Source organism: Roseixanthobacter liquoris (genome assembly GCF_043195135.2).
Lineage (GTDB): Bacteria > Pseudomonadota > Alphaproteobacteria > Rhizobiales > Xanthobacteraceae > NCEH01.
Window position 1 is genome coordinate 2,384,442 of the sequence record NZ_CM195537.1, and the last position, 22,145, is coordinate 2,406,586.

Sequence of the window (22,145 nt, forward strand, 5' to 3'; positions counted from 1 at the left end):
TCAAACGCCCACGCACGGCGCGGCCGCAACCGGCGTCGGACACTCAGTCTGGCGGGGATGGAAGCGCGGATCAGGCGCGCTTTTTGCCAATGGCGATGCTGGGCATCTGGACCGGCATGCCTTCGGGGCGGGGAATGAGGCGGATATCGCTTTCGAGAACCACGCGCTCATGCTTTTCCGCCGAGGCGCGCACGCGATACGAACATTCCCCTCGTTCGAAAGGCATCAGCGCAACGATATCGTATGCGCCCGCTGTGGCCCGATAAAACGGACCAATGGAAAGTTCGACGTGGTCGCCGAGCGAAAATTTATGAATTGACATGAAAATACTATACGCTCTTCGCGTCCGTAGGGCTACGACTTTACCGATACGCCCGCGCGTTTGTTTTCGTGTGCCCCGCAGCCGGCGAGGCGCGGCAGAAAGGCACGGCGGCCCGTTCGGCGCCCGCCTCTCGCCTTGTCACAGCGAGAGAGGATATCCCCCATGACACCGCTTGTGCTGGCCCTGTTGACCGGGATCCTGTGCGGGTTGCGCACCATGACCCCGCTGGCGATGGTGAGCTGGGCGGCCGCCCTCGGCGCGCTCTCGCTCGACGGCTCCTGGCTGGCCTTTCTCGGCTCCTCCGTGGCGGTCTGGGTGCTCACGATTTTCGCCCTCGGTGAATTGGTGGCCGACAAGCTGCCCTTCACGCCCAGCCGAAAGGTGCCCATGCAGTTCGGCGCCCGCATCGTCAGCGGCGCCATCTGCGGCGCGGCGCTTGCGACCCCCGCAGGGCTGGCCCTGGCCGGCGCGGGGCTGGGCATTGCGGGTGCGATCATCGGCACCCTCGGCGGCGCGGCGGTGCGCGCCCGCCTGGCCGCGCGGCTCGGCCGCGACCTGCCCGCCGCCTTGATCGAGGATGTCATCGCGGTCTTCGGCGCGCTGCTGATCCTGGGAGGCCTCCAATGAACCAGAGCTTCGATGCCATCATCATCGGCGCCGGCCAGGCCGGTCCGCCGCTCGCCGGCCGCCTGACCGGGGCGGGGATGAAGGTGGCGCTCATCGAGCGGCATCTCATCGGCGGCACCTGCGTCAATACCGGTTGCATGCCCACCAAGGCCCTGGTCGCGAGCGCCTATGCCGCCCACATGGCGCGTCGCGCGGCGGATTTCGGGGTGGTCCTGCCCGGCGCGGTCGGCATCGACATGAAGCGCGTTCATGCCCGCGCGCATCAGGTGACGATGAACGCGCGCACCGGCCTGACCGCCTGGATGGAAGCCATGGCGGGGCTTACCCTGTTTCGCGGCCATGCCCGGTTCGAAAGCCCGACGGCCGTGCGGGTCGGCGAGGCTCTGCTCAGCGCGCCTCGGATCTTCGTCGATGTCGGCGGCCGTGCCCTGGTGCCCGACCTGCCGGGCCTTGCCGACATCGATTACCTCACCAACACGAGCATGCTCGAACTCGACGCGGTGCCGCGCCATCTGGTGGTGGTGGGCGGCAGCTATATCGGGCTCGAATTCGCCCAGGCCTTCCGGCGCTTCGGCGCCGAAGTCACGGTGCTGGAGAAGGGCCCGCGTCTCGTCGCCCGCGAGGATGAGGACATCTCCGCCGAGATCGCGCGCTTCCTCGCGGCCGAGGGCATTGCGGTGCGCACGGGCGTCGATGTTCTGTCCTTCGCCAAGGAGGGCGACGACATTCGCATCGAGGCGAAAGGAGACGGCGGGGCGCCGGAGATCCGCGCCAGCCATGTGCTGGTCGCCATCGGCCGGGTGCCCAATACCGGCGATCTCGGGCTCGACGCGGCGGGCATCGCGCGCGATGAGCGCGGCTATATCCGGGTCGACGATACGTTGCGGACCAATGTGAGCGGCATCTGGGCGATGGGGGATTGCAACGGCCGCGGCGCCTTCACCCATACGGCCTACAATGATTTCGAGATCATCGCCGCCAACCTCCTCGACGGTGCGGACCGGCGGCTCTCCGCCCGCATTCCCGCCTATGCGCTCTATACCGACCCGCCCTTGGGGCGCGTCGGGATGAGCGAGGCGCAGGCGCGCGCGACCGGCCGGCCGCTGCTGGTCTCCTCCCGGCCCATGGCGCGGGTCGGGCGCGCCGTGGAAAAGGGCGAGACCATCGGCTTCATGAAGATGGTGGCCGACGCGCAGACGAAGCGCATTCTGGGCGCGGCCATCCTCGGCACGTCGGGCGACGAGGCGATCCACGGCATCCTCGACATGATGCATGCGGACCAGCCTTACGACGTCCTGCAATGGGCCGTGCCGATCCATCCCACCGTGTCGGAACTCATTCCCACCCTGATCGGCGATCTCAAGCCGGCTCGCTGAGCGACAGGGGCAGAGCGCGCGAAAATATCTGCTGCGGCGCATCATTTTTCGTGGCATCTGCTATTGCGATGCAGCAAGAAGGGCCCCATCTGCCATCCAGTGGGATGGTCAGGGGATGGTTGCCATGACGATGCTGGCCAAGGACATTCGGCCCAAGGGGCCGGACACGGAAAAGATCACGATCAATCTCGGCTTCGTGGACCTGGGTCATATCGACCTGCTGGTGCAGGAGAATTTCTATTCCAACCGAACCGATTTCATCCGCACCGCGATCCGCAACCAGCTGGATCGCCATGCGGAGACGGTGCAGAAGTCGGTGGCGCGCAATCAGCTCGATCTCGGCCTGCGCCACTTCAGCCGCCAGGATCTGGAAACCGTTCAGGCCGCCGGTGAGCGGCTGGATATCCAGGTGCTGGGGCTCGCCGTGATCGCACCCGACGTGCCGCCGGAACTGGCGCGCGGGACCATTTCCTCCCTCCACATCCTCGGGGCCCTCCAGGCCAGCCCGGCGGTGAAGGCGGCGCTGAGCGACCGCATGCGCTGACCGGTTCCGCCTGCGCAAGCTTGGGCCCTTATTTTGCTTCCAACAGGAAGGCGGTCCGGCCGTGTCGGAAGCCTTTCAGTCCAGGACGTTTTCAATGCATATGCCCACCAAGATCGACATGCTGGAAGCCACGCGGCTGACCCGGGAAGGCCGGCTGGAAGAGGCCATGGCCATTCTGCGCGGTGCCATCGCCGAAGGGCACGCGCGGCCGGCGCCGGCCGGCGCGCCAGCCCCGGGGCGGGAGGGCATCGATCTTGCCCCGCCGCGGAACGGCGGCGCATGGTCCCTGCCGTTCGAGGCGGCTCCCGGCGCCCCGGTGGGGAAATCGGTGGCCGATTATCTGCCCGAGGCGCTGCGCGGCCTGCTTTCCCCCGATGCCCCTTCCGCTCCGGCAGTCGAGAAGGGGACGTTTGCGGAGCATGTCTATTCCAATGCCGCCGGCAGCCGCAGCTACAAGCTTTACGTGCCCAGCCTCTATCGCGGGCAGCGCCTGCCGCTGATCGTGATGCTGCATGGCTGCACCCAGTCGCCGGACGATTTCGCCGCCGGAACGCGGATGAACGAGATCGCCGAGGAGCATGGCCTGTTCGTCGCCTATCCCGCCCAGGTGCAATCCGCCAACGCCTCCAAATGCTGGAACTGGTTCAACACCGGCGACCAGAAGCGCGGGCAGGGGGAGCCCTCGCTGATCGCCGGCATCACCCGCCAGGTGATGCAGCAATATGAGGTGGCGCCCGGCCGGGTATATGTGGCCGGCCTTTCCGCCGGCGGCGCGGTGGCGGCCATCATGGGCACCACCTATCCCGATCTTTATTCCGCCATCGGCGTGCATTCCGGGCTGGCCTGCGGGGCGGCGAGCGACATGTCGTCGGCCTTCATGGCCATGCGCCAGGGAAGTCCGGTGCCGTTCGTCGCCCGCACCCAGGGCGCGCGCGACGGCAACGGCATCGTGCCGACCATCGTGTTCCATGGCGACCGGGACACGACGGTCCATCCGGTCAACGGCGATCACGTGGTGCTCCAGTCGCGCGGCGGCGCCGAGCTGGAGGAGGTGGTGACCCAAGGCAAGAGCGCGGACGGCACCAGCTACAGCCGCACCATCCTCACCGATCCACGCGGCCGCGTGGCGCTTGAACATTGGGTGCTGCACGGCCTCGGCCACGCATGGTCCGGCGGCAGCGCGAAGGGCAGCTTCACCGATCCGCGCGGCCCCGATGCCAGCCGCGAAATGGTCCGCTTTTTCCTGCGCCACGCCCACGCCGCCTCCGCGGCCTGAAGCGGCGCCGAGCCCGCGCCGCCTCGGTTTTCCCGTGTGCCGGCGATCCGTTTGTGCGCGGCCGGTCTGCGGATCGACCGCGCGGATAAAACATTCCTGCCGTAGCGGTGTCGGGCATTGATCTGAGGTCGAGCGCCGTGGCTAAATGGCGCCGGATCATCCCTCCGGCCGGTGCCCCATGACCACTCTCAACGTCAACCTCAGTGCGCAACTGCAACAAACGCTGGGGCAGCAAGGCGTGTGGGCCTATTCGGTCTATTTCGACTCCAGCGGCGCGCCCGTGTGGACCACCCTGGTCGAGAATGGCGCCGTCACCGCGAGCAGCGCCATCGTCCTGCCGGAGCCCTACAACAGTGGAAAAGTCTACTTCCTCGTCCAGAGCCAGGACCCGTCCCAGCCCAACAATCTTCAGACGCTGATCACGGGCGAGCAGGACATCTCCTGGAACAGCGCCGCGACTTATGATTTCCGCTACGACAGCTTCGAGGTGACGCTGAAGAACCAGCCGGGCGACGTGGGGAACCTGACCTCGGTGGAAGGCTTCGGCCTGCCGATGCAGCTCGGCGTCACCTATGGGACCGGCGGGAGCGCGACCACCGATACCCGCGGCTACGGCATTACCGGCGCCAACCTGTTCCAGGCCATCGCCGATATCAATTCCAGCCACACCTACGTCTACGACTATACCAGCGGTCCGTTGCAGGGCGACCACCGGGCCGGCATCTCGCCCTCCCAGGCGGTGAGCGTGAACGCGCCCAACAGCTTCAGCGCCTCCGACTGGAGCGGCTACGTCACGAGCCTCGAGAGCACCGTCGCGAACCAGCCGATCTCGATTGCCGGCTTCTTCAACGGCGCCCCGGACGCCAATAACAACTGGCACAATGCCGGCTTCTTCTCCTATTCCCTGCAATGGGACGGAACGAATTTCTGGCTCGCGCCAGACGCCAGCAGCCAGATCCAGGGCTATATCAAGATCTCGCCCGCGAATTTGGAAAACAGCATCTATTCGACCCTCGGCTCGGTCGAGATCTACACCAACCAGACCGACGCGACGCCCTATCAGATATATGGCGACCCCACGCCGCAGATGAACACGGGCGAGAACAACCAATGGGGCGAGGTGCTCACCCAGTTCCTCACCGGCTTCACCGCCGGCTTCTACAATACCACCGGCCAATCCTATAATTCCGCGGTCCCCACGCCCATCGATCTCAATTCCAACTGGAACTGGGACCCGACCTATGCGTTCGGGAAAAACCTCACGACCGGCGTGACGCCGACCTACATGGACCCCTATTCGGAGATTTATTACTTCAATTCCAACTCCTACGGGTCCGGCTATTCCGACAATCTGATGAAGCAGTACAGCGTCGGAGGACCGCTGATCTCGGTCTATGATCCCTCGCTGGGCACCAATGTCTCCACCATCAACCTCACCCTGTACGACGATGGCGAGCAGCCGCAGGGTTATATTCCGCCGGCCATCTACAATTACATCCCGCCGGGTTCGGGCGGCTATTCCGAGCCGGTGTGGGTGGGCGACGGCACCAATATCGTCATGTCGTTCGCCAACCAGAACATGGTGCTGGCGGATGGCACCCCCATCACGCTCAAATTCTATGCCGGGGAAAGCAATTCCGTTCCCCAGTGGCAGCAGGTGACGATCACCCCGCCGGCCGGGTCCACCCTCTGGCAGAACTGGAACCTCACCTACGATTCCACGACCGGCACCTATTCCGCGAGCCCGCAGGCCGGCTCCTCCCAGCCGGAAGGCAGCATCCTGATCAACAATATTCCCAAGGCCGCCGATGGGGTTGCCTGGTATCAGGTGCTGGTGGGCGAGGGCGACGCGCAGAAGACGTTCAACCTCTACACTACCATGTCGGGCTCGCAATTCCTCAATCCGGACTATGCCGGGCAGGACGGAAGCCTCGCCATCGACGGGCTCGCCCTGGTTACGCCGCCCTCGTCCGGCACCCAGACCATCCCGACCTTCACCCTCAGCTTCGCCTATAGCGGCACCACGACGCTCGATCCCGCGCTGCTGGTGCAGAACACGAATGCGAGCTTCATCGCCACCTTGCCGGCGCCCAACGCCCCGGTGGCGGGGACCCTGGCCGGGGAGGTCTTCACCGCTGCGGCCAACCAGGTGAACCAGGTCAGCAACGCCATCACGGTCGCCGACGCGGAGGTGGCGTTCGGCTGGACCGGGCTGAATTCCGCAACCGGCACAAGCTCCTGGGTGTCCGGCTACACCAATAAGATCGGCGCGCTCAATGTCGCGCAGATCAGCTTCGCCGGCCAGGGCGTGAGCGGGCCGCAGCCGATCACGGCGCTGGCGGATATCGACGGCCAATGGGTCACCTCGGCCGCGCAGCAATTCGGCAACGGCACCTATGCCGTGACGATGCATGAATATTCCGCCGCCGACACCGGGTTTACGACGCCGCTCGGCCCGGTCTCCAGCCCGCTGACGCTCACCGTGAACGTGGCCGACCTGGCGCTTCAGGCGGCGGGCGGCGGCGGGCTCTCGCTGGTGGCGGCGGGCGGCACCACTGGCAATTGGGTGCGGCTCGACGTGCTGCACGCGACCCAGGCGAGCGGCGCCACGCTGCTGCTCTATGCCGTGGATTCCCACGGCCAGTTGATCGGCCGCGACGGTGCGGTGGGCGGCGGGGTGACGCTCCAGGACGCGATCCTGGCGAGCGTCGGCGCGGCGCCCGACGACCACGGGGTGAACCTGCTCAAGGGCGGGCAATCGGTCTGGCTTGGGGTGGGCGAGCAATTGCGCTTCGCGGTCCTGACCGGGGATCACGTGCTCAACCCGAACCCGGCGGTGGATGTCTCCGGCGCGCCGGGCGGCGGGCTGCATATCGCCGTCGCGGGCCTGGAACTCAACGCCAGCACCGACAACACCCTGGCCGATGCGGCGGTGCTCGCCGGTAGCCAGCGCATGAGCGGCCTGCCGGTGGTCTATCTCCAGCATGGCGAGGCGCTCGACGTCCAGATCACCGGCAGCAGCGCGAACACCAATACGCTCGGCTTCGTGCATATCGACGTGGATGCCGCGACCGGCGACTGGAGCGTGGGCGGGGTGCCGGCGGGCGATACGGAGGCCTATCTCGCGGCGGTGCGCAGCCATATGGACCCCGGCCTCACGGCGACCAGCGGCGGCGCCTTCAACCAGCTCACCCATTGGACGGTTTCCGGCGCGACCGGCTTCTACGCGCCGGTGCTCCTCACGCCCTCGGGGGAAACCTTCGTTATCGGCGAGAACAATCCCGGCGGGCGCGAGCAGGTGCGCATGTATGGCGAGAACACCTTCGGGTTCGAGGACCTCGCCTACAACCAGGGATCGGATTTCGACTATAACGACATGATCGTGCGGCTGACCCCATCCTCCGGCTTCTTCATTTGAAAACCCTGCGTTTCCGGTCGGCGGAGCGGAAAATGTTTCACGTGAAACAATAGGTTAGCGCGGACGAATTGTGGTTTCGTGGCCCTTCACCGCGCCCCTTCGGCGGTCGAAACCGTCAATTCGGGCGAAGTTCTCGACTTGAATTTCGGCGAGCCCGGCACCGGGCATGCGCGCGGTGCCGGCACCCCCAGGGATCGCGGCGCGGGCGCAGCCTGCCCGGCGGGGTGCCTCACCGCATTACCGGAGCGGCGAAGGCGGTGGCGGGGTGCCGCACGACGCCTCGCCACCGCAGGAAATTTTAGCGACCGTCTCCGAAAGCGCCGTGCAATTCAGGCGCTGAGACGATAGTATTGTCTGTATAAATAGAAAAATATCGGCCGCCGGCGGGTTTCGTCGCGGTTGCAGCGTGTCTTCACGCCGGAAAATCCTTTTGGGGGGAATATGAGACGCTACCAACGACCCTTGCAGGCGTTCGCGATTTCATGCCTGACCCTGCTGGGCGGCGGAAGCGCTGGCGTTGCCGTAGCCGCTGAGGCGCCGCCCTTCATGAACATCATCGTCGGCGGGGCGCCGCCCAGCGCCGCCGAGACGGCCAAGCAGAACGTGCTGGCGCTGAACACCGCGATGTTCGCGCTCTATGGCGATTCAGGGCGGATCATTTCGGAGAATATCCTCGCCCAGCATCCGGTGATCCTGGCGCTGTTTTCCGGCGCCGGCGGGCGCTTCCTGCTGTATCGGCCGGGCCAGCCGCGCCTGGAGGCGCCGCCGGTGCCGGAGGTGTACCAGCTGCTCAAATCCATCGGCCACAGCACCATGGTGCTCTCGGTGCTCGCCGGGCCGCATGTGGACAAGCCCACCGACCTCAGCTGGGTGTCCCCCATGACCGCCTTCCGCGCGCAGATGCAGGCGGCGCTGGACAGCCTCGACAAGACCTCCATGCCGGCCGAGTGGCGGGCGAACAACGCGCAGATCCTGAAGGACAATATCGCCTTCATGGACGAAAGCCTGAAGGCCGGCGTCATCACGTTCGACGCGCTGGCCGCCTTCACCAAGAAGCAGGGGCCGCAGCTGAAGAAAAGCATCGCCTGGGCCGCGCAGACCCAGGTCAACCACTGGATGGGCGTCGTCGCCGAATGGAAGGCCATGCTCGGCCCGGATTGGGACAAGACCTATGCCGCCAGCAATACCATCTATGTCGCCCGGCAGAACAATATTCTCTACAGCGTGCTCGCCCAGTTCTTCGGCCCGGAAGCGATCAATTCGCGCCTCATCCTGATCGAGACCGTGTCCTTCACCACCACGCCGGAAGACATGCTGGGCTCGCTCACCCGCATCATCGCGGATCGCACCGTGGGCGGCCTGTTCTTCGGCAATAATGCGGTGATGGATTACGAATTGATGGGCGGGGATGCGCGCGACGCCATCATCGCCGACGCCACCAAGCGCGGCATGACGCCCTTCCTGCCGCCTTTGGTGCCGTTCGGCTCCAAGCAATGGCCGACCCTGATCACCCCCGGCCCCGGCCCGGCGACCCTGTCGCAATTGCCGTAGGACGGATCGACCTTCGGGCGAGGCGCCTGCGCCCCGCCGCGTGCCGTTCTCCGTCGTCATAGCCGGGTTTGTCCCGGCCATCCACGCCGCGCCGATCGCACCGGACTTTCGAGGCTGGCACCGGCGGCACCGCGTGAATGCACGGGACAAGCCCGTGCATGACAAGAGTGGGCGGCAGTGCCGGCGGTGCTGACACGGCGATTTGCCGGGGCATTCAGCGATCAGCCGGCGTTGTGGGCCGATCGCAAAGCGCGTTCTTCGTCCTCACGGCGGAGTGCGGCGAAGCTTGAACCCGGCGCGTGCCTGGCGCGCCGGGCACCTGATCCGCGAAACCCTTGCGTCACGGCGACGGAGCGATTGCTGTCATGGACATCAACACCATTCGCCAGATCCAGCGCCCGCGCGCGGCGGGCGAAGTGAGCCAGTGGCGCGCGGGCCTCGCCTGGCTGTCCGGGGGCACCTGGCTGTTCTCCGAGCCCCAGCCAGCCCTCGACACGCTGATCGACCTGCGGGCATTCGACTGGCCCGACTTCGCATTGGCGCCGGACGGCCTGGAGATCGCCGCCACCGCCCGCATCGGCGCGCTGGATGGCCTCGCCCTTCCGCCGGAATGGACCGCAGGGCCGCTGCTTTCCCTGTGCTGCCGGGCGCTGTTGATGTCGTTCAAGATCGCCCATGAGGCGAGCGTCGGCGGCAACATCTGCATGGCGCTGCCGGCCGGCGCCATGATCTCGCTCACCGTCGCGCTCGAAGGCACCTATACCTTGTGGCCGCGCGATGGCGCGCCGCGCACGGTGAAGGCGGTGGATTTCGTCACCGGCAACCATGCCAATATCCTGGCGCCGGGCGAATTGCTGCGCGCCATCCATCTGCCGGCGGCCGCGCTGAAGAAGCGCTTCGCCTTCCGCCGGTCCTCGCTCTATCACCTCGGCCGCTCGGCGGCGCTGCTGATCGGCACTGCGGGTCCCGACGGCGACCTGCTGCTGACCATCACCGCGGCCACCTTCCGCCCGGTGCAGCTGCATTTTGCGGCCCCGCCGCAAGCGGAGGAGGTGCGGCACGCCATCGACGCGGCGATCCCGCAGGACGGCTATTTCGACGACGTCAACGGGCTGCCCGCCTATCGGCGGCATCTGACCTATCATTTCGCCGAGGAGATCCGCGCGGAACTCGCCGGGCCGGGAACTGCTGCGAGAGGAGCTGCCGCATGAACTTCTCCATCGACGGACACAGCTTTTCCGCCGAGCCGCGCCCCGGCCAGTGCCTGCGCACGTTCTTGCGCGAGCGCGGCGATTTCGGCGTCAAGAAGGGCTGCGACCAGGGCGATTGCGGCGCCTGCACCGTGTGGGTGGACGGGGCGCCGGTCCATTCCTGCCTGATGCCCGCCTTCCGCGCCGCCGGCCGGGAGGTCACCACCATCCAGGGGCTCGCTAGCGGTGAGGACCTGCACCCGGTGCAGCGCGCCTTCCTGGACGCCCAGGCGTTCCAGTGCGGCTATTGCTCGGCTGGCATGATCATGACCATCGCCGCGCTCGACGAGGACCAGCGCGCCGACCTGCCGCGCCATCTCAAGGGCAATCTGTGCCGCTGCACCGGCTATGCGTCGATCCGCGACGCCATCGACGGCGTGGTGAACGTGGGCGAAGACATCGCCGGCAACGCCTGCGGGGCGAGCCTGCCCAATCCGTTCGGGCCGGGCATCGTCACCGGCCATGCGCGCTACACCATGGATGTGGAGGTCGCGGGCCTCGCCTATCTGAAGGTGCTGCGCGCGCCCCATGCCCACGCGCGCATCGTCTCCATCGACAAGGCGCCGGCGCTGGCGGTGCCCGGCGTGCTGGCGGTGTTCACCTGGGAAGACGTGCCGCGCCGGCTCTACAGCACCGCGACCCACGAGGACCATCTGGTCGACCCCGACGACACCTACATGCTCGACGACGTGGTGCGCTTCGTCGGCCAGCGGGTGGCGGCGGTGGCCGCCGAGAGCGAGGCGGCGGCCGAAGCCGGCTGCCGTGCGCTGAAGGTGGACTACGAAATTCTGCCGGCCGTGTTCGATCCCGAAAGCGCCATGGCCCCGCAGGCGCCGATCCTGCACCAAAAGGGCGGCGAGGCGCATGGCAATGTGTTCGCGGAAATCCGCGGCGAGGTGGGCAATATCGCCGCCGGCTTCGCTGAGGCCGATGCCATCCACGAGCGCACCTATACCACGTCGCGCGTCCAGCATGTGCATCTGGAGACCCACGGCTCCATCGCCTGGAAGAGCGAAGACGGGCGCATCCATGTGCGCACCTCCTCCCAGGCGCCCTTCATCGCCCATGAGAAGCTGTGCCATCTGTTCGGCCTCGTGCCGGCGGACCTGCATGTCTTCACCGAGCGCGTGGGCGGCGGGTTCGGCGGCAAGCAGGAGATGCTGACCGAGGATCTGTGCGTCCTCGCCATGATGAAGCTCGGCCGGCCGGTGAAGTGGGAATATACCCGCGAGGAGCAGTTCATCGGCGCCAGCACGCGCCACCAGATGACCACCCGCGTGAAGCTGGGGGCGAAGGCGGACGGCACGCTGACCGCCATCGAGATCAGGGTCGTGTCCAATACCGGCGCCTATGGCGGCCACGCCAGCGAAACCCTGGCCGCCTCGCTCTCCAGCCCCATGAGCGCCTATCGCTGCGCCAACAAGAAGGGCGAGGGCTTGGTCGTCTATACCAACATGGTGCCGGCGGGCGGGTTTCGCGGCTATGGCGCCTCGCAGACCACGTTTGCCATCGAATGCGCCATGGACGATCTCGCCCGGCTCCTCGGCATCGATCCCTTCACCCTGCGCCGCCGCAACATGGTGACCGCCGACGACTGGATCGAGGCGATCTGGAGCGGGGTGTCGGACGTGGAATTCGGCAGCTACGGGCTCGACCAATGCATGGACCTGGTGGAAAACGCCCTCGCCACCGGCGCGCGGCGCCCCAAGCCGGAGGGCCCGCACTGGGCCGAGGGCACCGGCATCGCCCTCGCCATGCTGGAATCCGGCCCGCCCACGGAGCACCGTTCCGGCGCGGTGATGGAATTGCTTCCCGACGGGCGCTATCACCTCGCCGTCGGCTCCACGGAAATGGGCAACGGCTCGGTGACCTCCCATCGCCAGCTGGCCGCGAGCGTGCTCGCCACGCGCGCGGAAGACATCGACATCATCAATGCCGACACCGACAAGGCCCCGTTCGACACCGGCACCTTCGCCAGCACCGGCACGGTGGTGGCCGGGCAGGCGGTGACGCTGACCGCGACCGCGCTGCGCCAGAACATCCTCTCCTATGTCGCCCGCATCACCGGCACCGCGCCCGGCGACTGGGTGCTGGAGGCGGGCGCGGTGGTGAACGGCAACACCCGCATCGCGCTGCCCGAGCTTCACGCCACGGGCACGGCGGCGGGCCATCGCTTCCAGGCCAAGCGCAAGGCCTATCTCGCCCCGCGCACGGTGGCGTTCAACGTGCAGGGCATCCGCCTTGCGGTGCATCGCATCACCGGCGACATCGAGATCCTGCAAAGCGTGCATGCCGCCGATATCGGCCGGCTCATCAATCCCATGCAGTGCCGCGGTCAGATCAACGGCTCCATCACGATGGGGCTCGGCTGGGCGCTGACCGAGCACATGGATTATGACGAGGGCGGCCACATGAAGAATGCGGCGCTGCGCAATTACCGCATCCCGAGCTTCGCCGACGCGCCGCGCACCCAGATCCTGTTCGCCGATACCTATGACACCATCGGCCCGCTGGGCGCGAAGGCGCAGGGGGAATGCGCCATCAATCCCATCGCGCCGGCGGTCTCGAACGCCCTGTTCAATGCGACGGGGGTGCGGTTCGCCAGCCTGCCGTTCACGCCCGATCGCATCTTCGACCAGTTGCAGCCGTGCCCATGAGCCCGACGCCCATGAGCACGCCTCCCACTCCCACGTCCGCCGTCACCATCGTGACGCAGACCCGCGTGCTGCCCGGTTTCGAGGAGGCGTTCGCGGTGTGGCAGGAGCAGACCAGCGCCTCCATCGCCGCGCTGCCGGGATTTCTCGGCCAGACCCTGATGCGCCCGAGCCCGCCGGCGCAGGTGGATTGGGTGATCCTCCAGCGCTTCGAAAGCAGCGCCGCCGCCATCGCCTGGCTCAATTCGCCGGCCCGCCTCGCGCGCATCGCCGGCGCCCAATCCATGCTGGTGGGCCGCGACGACGTGCATATCGTGCCGGACGGCGCCTCCGGCGTGCTGCCCGCCGCGGTCTCGGCGGTGATCTCGACGCGCATCAAGCCGGGGCAGGAACTGGCCTATCGCGCCTGGGAACAGCGCATCGCCTCGGCCCAGACGCGGGCGCCGGGCTTCCAGGGTTATCGCTTCGAGCCGCCGATCCCCGGCGTGCAGGACGACTGGCTCTCGATCTTGCGGTTCGACAGCGAGGAGAATCTCCAGGCCTGGCTCACCTCTCCCGAGCGCAAGGCGCTGCTGGCGGAAGCCGCCCCCTTCACGGAGGAATTCCACGCCCGCATCGCCCGCTCCGGTTTCGACCAATGGTTCGCCTCCGGCCCCAAGGGGCAGCCGCCGGCAGCGGTGTGGAAGCAGAACATGATCGTCCTGATGCTGCTATACCCGGTGGTATACCTGTTCGGCATCGCGGTGCAGAACCCGGTGCTGATGGGATGGGCGGGGCTGGCCTTTCCCGTCGCGCTGTTCATCGGCAACGTGGTGAGCGTGGTGCTGCTGAACTCCCTCGTGCCGTGGGCGAGCGGCCGCTTCGGCTGGTGGCTCAGCCCGGCTCAGCCCTCGCGCGGCATCGATCTGCGCGGCGCGGCGATCATCGCCGCCATCTATGCCGCCCTGCTGGTGGTGTTCACCCTCGGGTCCTGACGGGGCCGAAAATCGCATGCCCGCCTCGCTCAGCGATGGGTGAAGGCAGGCGCGCGCTTCTGCGCAAAGGCGGCCATCCCCTCCTTCTGGTCGGCGGTGCCGAACAGGGCGTGGAACACCCGCCGCTCGAACCGCAGGCCCTCGGACAACGGCGTCTCGAAGGCGCGATTGATGCTTTCCTTGATGACCATGAGGCCCGGCAGGGATTTTTCCGCGATCGTCTCGGCGACGGACGCGGCTTCCGCGAGCAGGGCATCGGCGGGCACGATGCGCGCCAAGTGCTGCGGCTGGACGCCGCCCTGCGCATGCAGGCGCGATGAGCGCCTGAAGTTCCGAGCCGCGCGCGCCCGCCGCGCCGGCGGGTCGGGGCGGCGGCGGGTAGGTGGCCCGCAAGCGCCGCAAACCCATCCGGCGCAACGATTGCCGGACCTGTCATCCACAGGTGTGCCTGTCGTCTCTGCCGGCTATGGACAGCGCGCCAGGGAGACACTATACACACCCGTCTCCAAGAGGTTCCGGCCTTGCGGACGCCCAGGTAGCTCAGTTGGTAGAGCATGCGACTGAAAATCGCAGTGTCGGTGGTTCGATTCCGCCCCTGGGCACCATTTTACCTCACCGAACATATCCGGGACCGCGCAACCCTCTGCGATAACGGGGTCTTTCAAAAGTCCGGCTCCGGATCTTGCGCGCTCAGTTTCCGATCTCGGACGGCATTCGGGCCGATCGCGGGCGGGTGACGGCAAGCCAGATGCCGGCGAGGACGGTGACGATCCCGGCGACGAGGTTCCAGCGCAGCGGTTCGTTCAGCACGATTGCCCCGGCAAGCGCCGCGATGACGGGATTGACGGTCACCGAGACGGCGACCCGCGTCGGGGTCGTGTGCTCCAGCGCGAAGGCCCAGAGATAGAAGGTCAGGGCGCTGCCGATGGCGCCGAGATAGAGCGCCGCGCCCCATTGCGGCGCGCCGAGCTGGGCGAGGGGCGCGAAGCTTCCCCGCGCCCAGGAGATGGCGACAAGGCACAGAGCGCCCACCCCCATGGACATCACCGTGAACGGCACCGGCCCCGAGCGGCCGATCAGCGGCTTCGACCAGATGCCGTAGAGCGCCATGCACAGGGCGGCCGCCACCATCAGCAGATCGCCGCGCCACGCACCGTCCGGAGCCACGCTGAGGCCGGAGAGGAGCGACAGCGCCACGCCGCCCGTGGCGATCAGCACGCCGGCGGTCTTGCGCCCCGTGAGCGCCTCCCGGCCCAGGAGCCGGCCCATCACGAGACTCAGCAAGGGCAGGGTGGAGAGGCAGAGCGCGCCGCGCCCCGCCGTGGTGAAGATGAGCGAGGCGTTGAACAGGAGGGGGAACAGGGCGAAGAACAGCAGCCCGAGCCCGACCGTCGCCGCCCAGTCGCGCCGCGCCGGCCAGGACGCCTTGCCCAGCAGCGCGACCGGCAGCAGGAGAAGGACGCCAATGCCGAACCGGAAAGAGCCGATGGCGAGCGGGTCGAGGGCGCCGGCGAGATAGCGCGTCGCCACGATGGAGGAGCCGCCGAGCGCGCTCGAAAACACCGCCGCCAGGATACCCAGTGTCTCTCCCATGGTCCCCCTCACGGCTCTTGCGCCGATCTTAGGGAGCGCGGTAGTGATCATGGAATGGCATTTATCTGATCCCATAAATCACGGGCCGTGATGAGCATTCCCCTTCTCGATCCGGACCTCCTGAAGGCCTTCGTGGCGGTGGCGGACCAGCGCTCGTTTACCCGCGCCGCGACCCATCTCAACCGCACCCAGTCGGCGGTGAGCATGCAGATCCGCCGGCTGGAGGAGCGGCTCCAGGTGGAGCTGTTCCATCGCAGCACGATCCATGTGGAGCTGAGCGCTGCGGGCGAAGGGCTCATCGGCTATGCGCGCCGGATCCTGACCTTGAACGAGGAGGCGGTGGGCCGCCTGCGCGAGCACAAGGTCGAGGGCGCGGTGCGGCTCGGGGTCATGGACGATTACGGGACCCTGCTGGTGCCGGCGCTGCTGGCGCGCTTCGCGGCCGCCTATCCCCTGGTGCGGGTGCAGATGGAGACGGGTCTCACCGCCACCATGCCGGACCGGCTCGGCGAGAGCTACGACCTGGTCGTCGCCATGCACCCGGCGGGGCAGGCGGAAGGCCAGTTCCTGCGGCGCGAGCAGGCGGTATGGGCGGCAGGGCCCGAACCGGGCATCGAGGGCCGCACGCCGCTGCCGGTGGCGCTCTATCCGCACGGCTGCCTGTTCCGGAAATGGGCGATCGAGGCGCTCGATGCGGCGCGGCGCCCCTGGCGGCTCGCCTTCGTGAGCCACAGCCTCGCGGCGGTGGAGGCGGTCGCCGCCCAGGGCCTGGCGGTCACCGTCGTGAAGTCCGGCACCTTCCCCCACGGGCTCCGGGCGCTCGGCGAGCGGGACGAGCTGCCGCCGCTGCCGGCGGCCGATATCCGCCTGCATCGCGCGCCGGCGCTTTCCAAGGCGGGCCTGCTGCTGGCGGACCATCTCGCCGCCGGCCTGTCGAAGCCGGCCTGAGCGTCGCCTTCAGTCGCGCGCCCATTGCGCCGGCGCGCTGCCGAGGGCGCGGGCGCCGGTGTTGAACCGCATCGGCGCCCCGGCGACCTGGAGCGGCGCGCGCAGCCGCAGCGCCGGCCCCCAGGATGTCGTCTCCACCGCCGCATCGAGATCTGCGGCGGTCTCCGGTGCGATCGGCGCGGCAGCGGGATCGGCAGGATGGGCCGCCAGCACCGCGGCGGTGCGCGCCAGCGAGGTGCGGGCCGCGCTGCCGCGTCCGGTGCGCAGGCGCGTGCACAGCCCGCGGATCGCAGCCGCCGCCATCAGATAGCCCGTGGCATGGTCGAGCGCCTGCACGGGTAGCGGGGTCGGCCGGTCGCGACCGAGGCCGCGCATGCCCGCCTCGGCGATGCCGGCGCTCATCTGGACCAGGCTGTCGAAGCCGCGCCGCCCGGCCCAGGGGCCGCTCCAGCCATAAGCGTCGAGACTCACCTCGACGAGGCCCGGACGGAGCGCCCGCCGCGCGTCTGCGCCGAGCCCGAGCCCTTCGAGCGCCCCCGGCCTGTAGCCATGCACCAGGACGTCGGCCTGGCGGATCAATCCGCAGAGCTGCGCCTTCCGGGCGGGATCGGTCAGGTCGAGCCGCGCGCAGCTCTTGCCCGCCGTCACTTCCGGCACCACGCCCGGCTCCTCCCACCCGGGCGGGTCGATGCGCAGCACCGTGGCCCCGTAGCCGGCGAGGAAGCGCGTCGCCACCGGGCCCGCGAGCACGCGGGTGAGGTCGAGCACGCGCACGCCCGACAGCGGACGCTCGGGCCGGAAGCGGGCCTCTGCCGTCCCGCCGGCTTCGCCCGCCTGCCATGCGAACAGGGGCTCGGCGCCGACGGCCGCCCCCTGGGGATGGGCGCGCCAGGCTTCGAGGCTGCGCATGGCGGCCGCGCATCCGCCGGCAGCCACCACGGCCGCCTCGAGATCATCGGCGGCCCATGTGCCGACCGCGCGCGCGACCGCCTCCTTCTGCTCCTCCGCGCCGAGCACCGAAAGGGCGGCGGCGCGGTGATGCGGCGCATTGGTGTGCAGACGGATCCAGCCGTCGGCGGCGCGATAATCGCCGGCGATGGGATCCCAGGGCGGCGGCACGCTCCAGCCTTGCGGGCGCAGGGAGGTGCCGAACCAGAGCGAGGCAAGCCGCCGGTCGACCCGAACCTGCGGCCGTGCGCCGCCATGCAGCTCCACCAGCTCCGCGACCGCGAGCCCCGCCGCGCCCACCGAGGCGGCGGCAAGCGCCGTGACCGGGAAGACGGACGGCAGCGCCCCCGCGCCGGAGAAGACCACATGCTGCGCCCGCGACCCGGCGCCGCCGAGGGCGGCCCACAGATCCGAAAGAAGTGCCACTTCCATGGCGCCGCCTTATTCAGGGTTCGAGCGCGGCGCGGATGCGCGCGGCCTGGGCCGCCAGCACCTGCGGTTCGGCCCGCGCGCCGGCATGGGGCGCCCAGTCCGCGCCGGAATAGCGCGGGAGGACATGGACGTGCAGGTGGAAGATGGTCTGGCCGGCGGGCGCCTCGTTGAACTGCATCACCACGACGCCGTCGGCCTCCATCGCCGTCTTCACCGCCTGCGCCACCTTGCGCACGGCGTCCATCAGCGGCCCGAGCACGGCGGGATCGGTATCGAGGAGATTGCGCCCTGCGCGCTTCGGCACCACCACCGCGTGGCCCGCGCTCTGGGGCATGATGTCCATGAAGGCGATCGCATGCGCATCCTCGTAGAGCCGCTCGCAGGGCAGCTCGCCACGCACGATGCGCGCGAAGATGTTGTCGGGGTCGTATGGCGGCGTGGCGGTCTGCATGCGCGGGCTCGTCCTCGTCGGGATGACGGGCGACCATCTTAGCGGCGCGTGCCGGACGCATTCATGAAATGTGGTGATCGGGCTCATCAGCGCCGCGCGTCCATGCCTGACGCCTGCCGTCGTCGCGGACCATATGGATCGAGGCGTCAGCCGGCCTTCGGCCACACCGGGCCAATCAGGCCGCATGGAGCGTCCGAGGGGCGGTCAACAATACCTGCCTCAGCCCGCCGGGGCCGCAGGCGGTAACAGATAAGGCATGCGTCGCGTGGAGATGGGCATCTGCCCGCATCGGCGGCTATTGTCGCCCATTGGGACTTGCGAAGAGGCTGCCGTGACCGGACTCCCGAAGAAGAGCGATTTTCCCGTGGGCCAGGTGCGGCGCTATCTGGAGCCCGGCCCGATCGTGCTGGTGTCGTCGAAGTGGCAGGGCGCGACGAACATCATGACGCTGGGCTGGCACACGATCCTGGAGTTCGCCCCCTCCCTCGTCGGGCTGATGATCTCGGGCGGCAACCACAGTCACCGCATGATCCGCGAGAGCCGGGAATGCGTCGTAAATCTGCCGACCACGGCGCTGACGGACACGGTGGTGGGGATCGGCAATACGACGGGCGCGAAGATCGACAAGTTTGCGCGCTTTAATCTGACCGCCCAGGACGCCAGCACGGTCGATGCGCCCCTGATCGGCGAATGCCATGCCAGCTTCGAGTGCCGCCTTCACGACGATGCGCTGGTGGAGCGCTACAACTTCTTCATCTTCGAGGTGGTGAAGGCCCATGTGGCCTCTTCGCCAAAGCATCCGGAAACGCTTCACTACACAGGCGACGGCGTGTTCATGGTGTCCGGCAGGATCATCAGTCGCCGGTCGCACTTCCGGCCCGAGATGCTGGGCTAAGACAGGAGGGATTTGATCCGTTCTGCATCCTCGGGCGTGGCCGGATTGTAGACGACCATGGTGAGGTCCGTTCGGCCATCGACCGAAAAGGCGGAATATTCGAACGACAGAGGGCCGACAACCGCATGGCGTATATGCTTCACGGCTTCGCCGGGCGGGCCCTGAACATCATTGTCGCGCCACATCCTTGCGAAGTCCGGACTGAGTCGGCAGAGCTCTTCCACAAGAGGCTTCACCTCGTCGGCGGCTCCGGCGCGGGCCGTATCCACCCGGAACGAGCCCAGCGCGAAGCGCGCCACGCTTTCCCAATCGTACTGCGCCGCCCGGGCGCGCGGGTCGAGGAAGATGTAGCGCAGGATGTTGCGCTGGTCGGGGGGCAGCGAGGCATAATCCATCAGCATGACGGTCGCCGCGCGGTTCCAGGCGAGGACGTTCCAGAGCGCCGTCCGGATGAGCGCAGGGCTGGGATCGAGCGCGTCGAGGACGCGTTGCAGGCGCGGCGTGACGCCCTCGCTCTTCTGGTAGCGCACCTCGGGCGGATGACCGAGACCCAGCAGGAAGAGGTGCTCGCGCTCGACGTCGGTCAGCATGAGCGCGCGGGCCAGGCGATTGAGCACATCGGGCGATGCCGCGCCGCCACGGCCCTGCTCCAGGCACGTGTACCAGGTGGGGCTGATGTTGGCGCGCTGCGCCACCTCCTCACGGCGCAGGCCGAGCGTGCGGCGGCGTTCCGAGGAAAATCCGAGTGCGATCGGATCGAGCTTGGCGCGGCGATCCCGGAGATAGAGGCCGAGCTGGTTCTCGGCACCAGGGCGCCCATTCAGCCTGTCAGTCATTGTACTACGATAAGCTCCAGACTTTACCAGCATAACGAGCCCGGCAATGCTTGTCTCCAGTGAAGCTTGGAGACCTTGGGCATGCGTGTGTTCGTAACCGGCGCGACAGGAAATATCGGCTCGCGCGTGGTCAGGGAACTGATCGCGGCGGGCCATCAGGTGATCGGCCTCTGCCGTTCGGACGACAAGGCGCCGGCCCTGGCGGCGGCCGGCGCCGAGGTCTATCGCGGGTCGATTGCCGACCCCGACAGCCTCAAGGACGGCGCCGCGCGCTCCGACGGCGTCATCCATCTCGCCTTCAACCACGACTTTTCGCGCTTCGTCCAGAATTGCGAAGACGACCGCCGCGTGATCCGGGCGCTCGGCTCCGTTCTCGCCGGCTCCGGCCGTCCGCTGATCGTGACCTCGGGGACCGGGATCGCCAACACGGTGCCGGGCGCGCCGGCCAAGGAGGACAATCCCATCGTCGGCTCAGCCACCCATCCCCGGGCGGCCTCGGAAGAGGCGGCCGCCGCTGTGGCCGCGGAGGGCGTCAACGTGTCGGTGGTGCGGCTCCCGCAGGTCCACGACCCGGTCACGCAGGGGCTGATCACGCCCGCCATCGCGATGTATCGCGAGAAGGGCGTGTGCGCCTATGTGGGGAACGGGCTCAACCGCTGGCCGTCGGCCCATGTCGTCGACGTGGCGCGCCTCTACCGGCTCGCCATCGAGAAAGCCGAGCCGAATGCGAAATATCACGCGGTGGCGGAGGAAGGCGTGCCCGTGCGCGAGATTGCCGAAGCCATCGGCCGGCGGCTGAACCTGCCGGCGAAATCCATCGCCGCGGAAGAGACGCCCGCCTATTTTGGCTGGCTGGCGATGTTCGCCGGCCTCGACATGCCCGCCTCCAGCGCGCAGACGCGGGAAAAGCTGGGGTGGGAGCCGACCGGACCCGGGCTGATCGCCGATCTCGAACGGCTCGAACTTCCCGAAAGCTGAAGCCCGCGCAGCCGTCTTCGATGGCTGACGCAGGTGCCGGTCGCGCCCCGGGGTTGCCCGGGGCGCGTCCTCGTCAGAAGCGTTCGTGGACGAGTTCCTCGCTCTTCCGCCACAACGCCTCTGCACGCGTCGCATCGAGGGCATAGGGCCGCACGCCGGCGCGAATGCCTTCGCCGTCCTGCACATCCGCCACATGGCAGTCCTCGCAATAGCGACCGCCGACCGCATTGGCATCGGCGACGGCCGCAGCCCAGACCGTGGTCGCGGCACCTTGCGGGATTGTCTTGTACGCGAACGGCGGCAGGCCGGCTGTGGCCTGGGCGGCGTTGATGGAGGCGATCAGCGCCTCCTCGTCGGCCGCGGTCATATGCCGGCCGAGCTCGGTGCGGATGCCGCCGGGATGCACCGCCGCGGCGCGCACGCCGCGATCGCGGTGCCTGCGGTCGAACGCGACCGCGAACAGGGCATTGGCCGTCTTGGAACGGCCGTATCCGATCCACGGGTCATAGGCGGTCCGTTCGAAATTGGGATCCTCGAGGTCGACATCGGCGAAGCGGTGGCCGGCCGATGACAGGTTCACCAGCCGCCCGCCTGCGCCGAGCAGCCCGGCGATCCGGTTGACCAGCACGAAGTGGCCGAGATGGTTCGTGCCGAACTGGGTTTCGAAGCCGTCGGCGGTCCGGCCGAGCGGAGGCGCCATGACACCGGCGTTCGCAATCACGATGTCGAACCGCCGCCCGTCCGCCAGCAGCCGGTCCGCACAGGCGCGCACGCTCGACAGGGAGGCGAGGTCCAGCGCGATCAGCTCGAAACTGCCCTCGTTCGCGCGGGCGGCCTCCCGGACGCCGGCCGTCGCCCCCTCGGCCTTGGCGAGGTCGCGCGCCGCGCCGACCACGTTCGCGCCATGTGCCGCGAGCGCCCTGGCCGTCTCGATGCCGAGCCCCGCCGACGTCCCCGTCACCAGTATGCGTTTGCCCCGGAGATCGACACCGGCGAGCACCTCGTCCGTCGTCGATGTCGCACCGAATACGTCACTCATGATCCATTCCCGATCGCTTGAAGCTGGGCGGTC

Annotated in this window: 18 protein-coding genes, 1 tRNA gene and 1 pseudogene; 13 read left to right on the plus strand and 7 right to left on the minus strand. The window is 68.1% G+C overall.

Features of this window, described 5'->3' with window-relative positions; genetic code table 11:
- Positions 1 to 70 precede the first annotated feature (70 nt).
- Complete coding sequence (locus tag V5F84_RS10545) at positions 71 to 322, minus strand: hypothetical protein (RefSeq protein ID WP_394042630.1); 252 nt, start codon at positions 320 to 322, stop codon at positions 71 to 73.
- A gap of 162 nt (positions 323 to 484) precedes the next feature.
- Here V5F84_RS10545 and V5F84_RS10550 point away from each other — a divergent pair, with 162 nt between their 5' ends.
- The 9 genes from V5F84_RS10550 to V5F84_RS10590 all read left to right on the plus strand — a co-directional run bounded on the left by V5F84_RS10550 (position 485) and on the right by V5F84_RS10590 (position 13,992).
- Positions 485 to 949, plus strand: a complete 465-nt coding sequence (locus V5F84_RS10550; protein ID WP_394042628.1) for a DUF4126 family protein — start codon at positions 485 to 487, stop codon at positions 947 to 949.
- Positions 946 to 2,325 (plus strand): FAD-containing oxidoreductase, encoded by a 1,380-nt coding sequence (locus V5F84_RS10555; protein WP_394042627.1) that lies wholly within the window; start codon positions 946 to 948, stop codon positions 2,323 to 2,325. Before V5F84_RS10550 ends, V5F84_RS10555 begins: the two co-directional genes overlap by 4 nt.
- 124 nt (positions 2,326 to 2,449) lie before the next feature.
- Positions 2,450 to 2,869: a ribbon-helix-helix domain-containing protein gene (locus V5F84_RS10560; RefSeq protein WP_509277196.1), complete on the plus strand. Its 420-nt coding sequence runs from the start codon at positions 2,450 to 2,452 to the stop codon at positions 2,867 to 2,869.
- A gap of 94 nt (positions 2,870 to 2,963) precedes the next feature.
- On the plus strand, positions 2,964 to 4,145 hold the full coding sequence (locus V5F84_RS10565) for an extracellular catalytic domain type 1 short-chain-length polyhydroxyalkanoate depolymerase (protein WP_394042625.1): 1,182 nt from the start codon (positions 2,964 to 2,966) through the stop codon (positions 4,143 to 4,145).
- A 178-nt stretch (positions 4,146 to 4,323) separates the two neighbouring features.
- Positions 4,324 to 7,563 (plus strand): hypothetical protein, encoded by a 3,240-nt coding sequence (locus V5F84_RS10570; protein WP_394042624.1) that lies wholly within the window; start codon positions 4,324 to 4,326, stop codon positions 7,561 to 7,563.
- Between the two features lie 546 nt (positions 7,564 to 8,109).
- Positions 8,110 to 9,114: a hypothetical protein gene (locus tag V5F84_RS10575; protein WP_394042623.1), complete on the plus strand. Its 1,005-nt coding sequence runs from the start codon at positions 8,110 to 8,112 to the stop codon at positions 9,112 to 9,114.
- A 365-nt stretch (positions 9,115 to 9,479) separates the two neighbouring features.
- Positions 9,480 to 10,325 (plus strand): FAD binding domain-containing protein, encoded by an 846-nt coding sequence (locus tag V5F84_RS10580; RefSeq protein WP_394042622.1) that lies wholly within the window; start codon positions 9,480 to 9,482, stop codon positions 10,323 to 10,325.
- Positions 10,322 to 13,021: a molybdopterin-dependent oxidoreductase gene (locus V5F84_RS10585; RefSeq protein ID WP_394042620.1), complete on the plus strand. Its 2,700-nt coding sequence runs from the start codon at positions 10,322 to 10,324 to the stop codon at positions 13,019 to 13,021. The genes V5F84_RS10580 and V5F84_RS10585 overlap by 4 nt, the downstream gene beginning before the upstream one ends.
- A gap of 11 nt (positions 13,022 to 13,032) precedes the next feature.
- A complete protein-coding gene (locus V5F84_RS10590; protein ID WP_394042619.1) occupies positions 13,033 to 13,992 on the plus strand; it encodes an antibiotic biosynthesis monooxygenase in 960 nt (319 codons plus the stop codon).
- A gap of 29 nt (positions 13,993 to 14,021) precedes the next feature.
- Here the strand turns inward: V5F84_RS10590 and V5F84_RS10595 are convergent.
- A pseudogene (locus V5F84_RS10595) lies at positions 14,022 to 14,270 on the minus strand (enoyl-CoA hydratase-related protein); the annotation flags it as partial.
- Between the two features lie 251 nt (positions 14,271 to 14,521).
- On the opposite strand from V5F84_RS10595, the gene V5F84_RS10600 reads away from it, so the two are divergent.
- Positions 14,522 to 14,597: transfer RNA gene (locus tag V5F84_RS10600), tRNA-Phe, on the plus strand.
- Positions 14,598 to 14,682: 85 nt separating this feature from the next.
- Here V5F84_RS10600 and V5F84_RS10605 read toward each other — a convergent pair.
- Positions 14,683 to 15,585, minus strand: coding sequence for a DMT family transporter (locus V5F84_RS10605; protein ID WP_394042618.1), 903 nt, complete (start codon positions 15,583 to 15,585; stop codon positions 14,683 to 14,685).
- Between the two features lie 90 nt (positions 15,586 to 15,675).
- Between V5F84_RS10605 and V5F84_RS10610 the strand changes: the two genes are divergently transcribed.
- Positions 15,676 to 16,533, plus strand: coding sequence for a LysR family transcriptional regulator (locus V5F84_RS10610; RefSeq protein ID WP_394042617.1), 858 nt, complete (start codon positions 15,676 to 15,678; stop codon positions 16,531 to 16,533).
- A gap of 9 nt (positions 16,534 to 16,542) precedes the next feature.
- On the opposite strand, the gene V5F84_RS10615 is transcribed toward V5F84_RS10610, so the two are convergent.
- Together V5F84_RS10615 and V5F84_RS10620 are read right to left on the minus strand one after the other, a co-directional pair.
- Positions 16,543 to 17,913, minus strand: coding sequence for a CoA transferase (locus tag V5F84_RS10615; RefSeq protein WP_394042616.1), 1,371 nt, complete (start codon positions 17,911 to 17,913; stop codon positions 16,543 to 16,545).
- A 13-nt stretch (positions 17,914 to 17,926) separates the two neighbouring features.
- Complete coding sequence (locus V5F84_RS10620; protein ID WP_394042615.1) at positions 17,927 to 18,364, minus strand: HIT family protein; 438 nt, start codon at positions 18,362 to 18,364, stop codon at positions 17,927 to 17,929.
- A 331-nt stretch (positions 18,365 to 18,695) separates the two neighbouring features.
- Here V5F84_RS10620 and V5F84_RS10625 point away from each other — a divergent pair, with 331 nt between their 5' ends.
- Positions 18,696 to 19,259, plus strand: coding sequence for a flavin reductase family protein (locus V5F84_RS10625; RefSeq protein ID WP_394042614.1), 564 nt, complete (start codon positions 18,696 to 18,698; stop codon positions 19,257 to 19,259).
- On the opposite strand, the gene V5F84_RS10630 is transcribed toward V5F84_RS10625, so the two are convergent.
- The gene (locus V5F84_RS10630) at positions 19,256 to 20,095 is read right to left on the minus strand and encodes a helix-turn-helix transcriptional regulator (RefSeq protein ID WP_394042613.1); all 840 of its coding nucleotides are present in this window, start codon (positions 20,093 to 20,095) and stop codon (positions 19,256 to 19,258) included. The genes V5F84_RS10625 and V5F84_RS10630 overlap by 4 nt on opposite strands.
- A gap of 81 nt (positions 20,096 to 20,176) precedes the next feature.
- Here V5F84_RS10630 and V5F84_RS10635 point away from each other — a divergent pair, with 81 nt between their 5' ends.
- On the plus strand, positions 20,177 to 21,073 hold the full coding sequence (locus V5F84_RS10635; protein ID WP_394042612.1) for an SDR family oxidoreductase: 897 nt from the start codon (positions 20,177 to 20,179) through the stop codon (positions 21,071 to 21,073).
- A gap of 73 nt (positions 21,074 to 21,146) precedes the next feature.
- Here the strand turns inward: V5F84_RS10635 and V5F84_RS10640 are convergent, their stop codons facing one another.
- Positions 21,147 to 22,112, minus strand: a complete 966-nt coding sequence (locus V5F84_RS10640) for an SDR family NAD(P)-dependent oxidoreductase (protein WP_394042611.1) — start codon at positions 22,110 to 22,112, stop codon at positions 21,147 to 21,149.
- Positions 22,113 to 22,145: the final 33 nt, after the last annotated feature.

Excerpts from the sequence above, each read along its gene's own strand:
- V5F84_RS10545 (WP_394042630.1), bottom strand. The coding sequence starts at position 322 with ATGTCAATTCATAAATTTTCGCTCGGCGACCACGTCGAACTTTCCATT.
- V5F84_RS10550 (WP_394042628.1), top strand. The coding sequence starts at position 485 with ATGACACCGCTTGTGCTGGCCCTGTTGACCGGGATCCTGTGCGGGTTG.
- V5F84_RS10555 (WP_394042627.1), top strand. The coding sequence starts at position 946 with ATGAACCAGAGCTTCGATGCCATCATCATCGGCGCCGGCCAGGCCGGT.
- V5F84_RS10560 (WP_509277196.1), top strand. The coding sequence starts at position 2,450 with ATGACGATGCTGGCCAAGGACATTCGGCCCAAGGGGCCGGACACGGAA.
- V5F84_RS10565 (WP_394042625.1), top strand. The coding sequence starts at position 2,964 with ATGCATATGCCCACCAAGATCGACATGCTGGAAGCCACGCGGCTGACC.
- V5F84_RS10570 (WP_394042624.1), top strand. The coding sequence starts at position 4,324 with ATGACCACTCTCAACGTCAACCTCAGTGCGCAACTGCAACAAACGCTG.
- V5F84_RS10575 (WP_394042623.1), top strand. The coding sequence starts at position 8,110 with ATGAACATCATCGTCGGCGGGGCGCCGCCCAGCGCCGCCGAGACGGCC.
- V5F84_RS10580 (WP_394042622.1), top strand. The coding sequence starts at position 9,480 with ATGGACATCAACACCATTCGCCAGATCCAGCGCCCGCGCGCGGCGGGC.
- V5F84_RS10585 (WP_394042620.1), top strand. The coding sequence starts at position 10,322 with ATGAACTTCTCCATCGACGGACACAGCTTTTCCGCCGAGCCGCGCCCC.
- V5F84_RS10590 (WP_394042619.1), top strand. The coding sequence starts at position 13,033 with ATGAGCACGCCTCCCACTCCCACGTCCGCCGTCACCATCGTGACGCAG.
- V5F84_RS10605 (WP_394042618.1), bottom strand. The coding sequence starts at position 15,585 with ATGGGAGAGACACTGGGTATCCTGGCGGCGGTGTTTTCGAGCGCGCTC.
- V5F84_RS10610 (WP_394042617.1), top strand. The coding sequence starts at position 15,676 with ATGAGCATTCCCCTTCTCGATCCGGACCTCCTGAAGGCCTTCGTGGCG.
- V5F84_RS10615 (WP_394042616.1), bottom strand. The coding sequence starts at position 17,913 with ATGGAAGTGGCACTTCTTTCGGATCTGTGGGCCGCCCTCGGCGGCGCC.
- V5F84_RS10620 (WP_394042615.1), bottom strand. The coding sequence starts at position 18,364 with ATGCAGACCGCCACGCCGCCATACGACCCCGACAACATCTTCGCGCGC.
- V5F84_RS10630 (WP_394042613.1), bottom strand. The coding sequence starts at position 20,095 with ATGACTGACAGGCTGAATGGGCGCCCTGGTGCCGAGAACCAGCTCGGC.
- V5F84_RS10635 (WP_394042612.1), top strand. The coding sequence starts at position 20,177 with ATGCGTGTGTTCGTAACCGGCGCGACAGGAAATATCGGCTCGCGCGTG.
- V5F84_RS10640 (WP_394042611.1), bottom strand. The coding sequence starts at position 22,112 with ATGAGTGACGTATTCGGTGCGACATCGACGACGGACGAGGTGCTCGCC.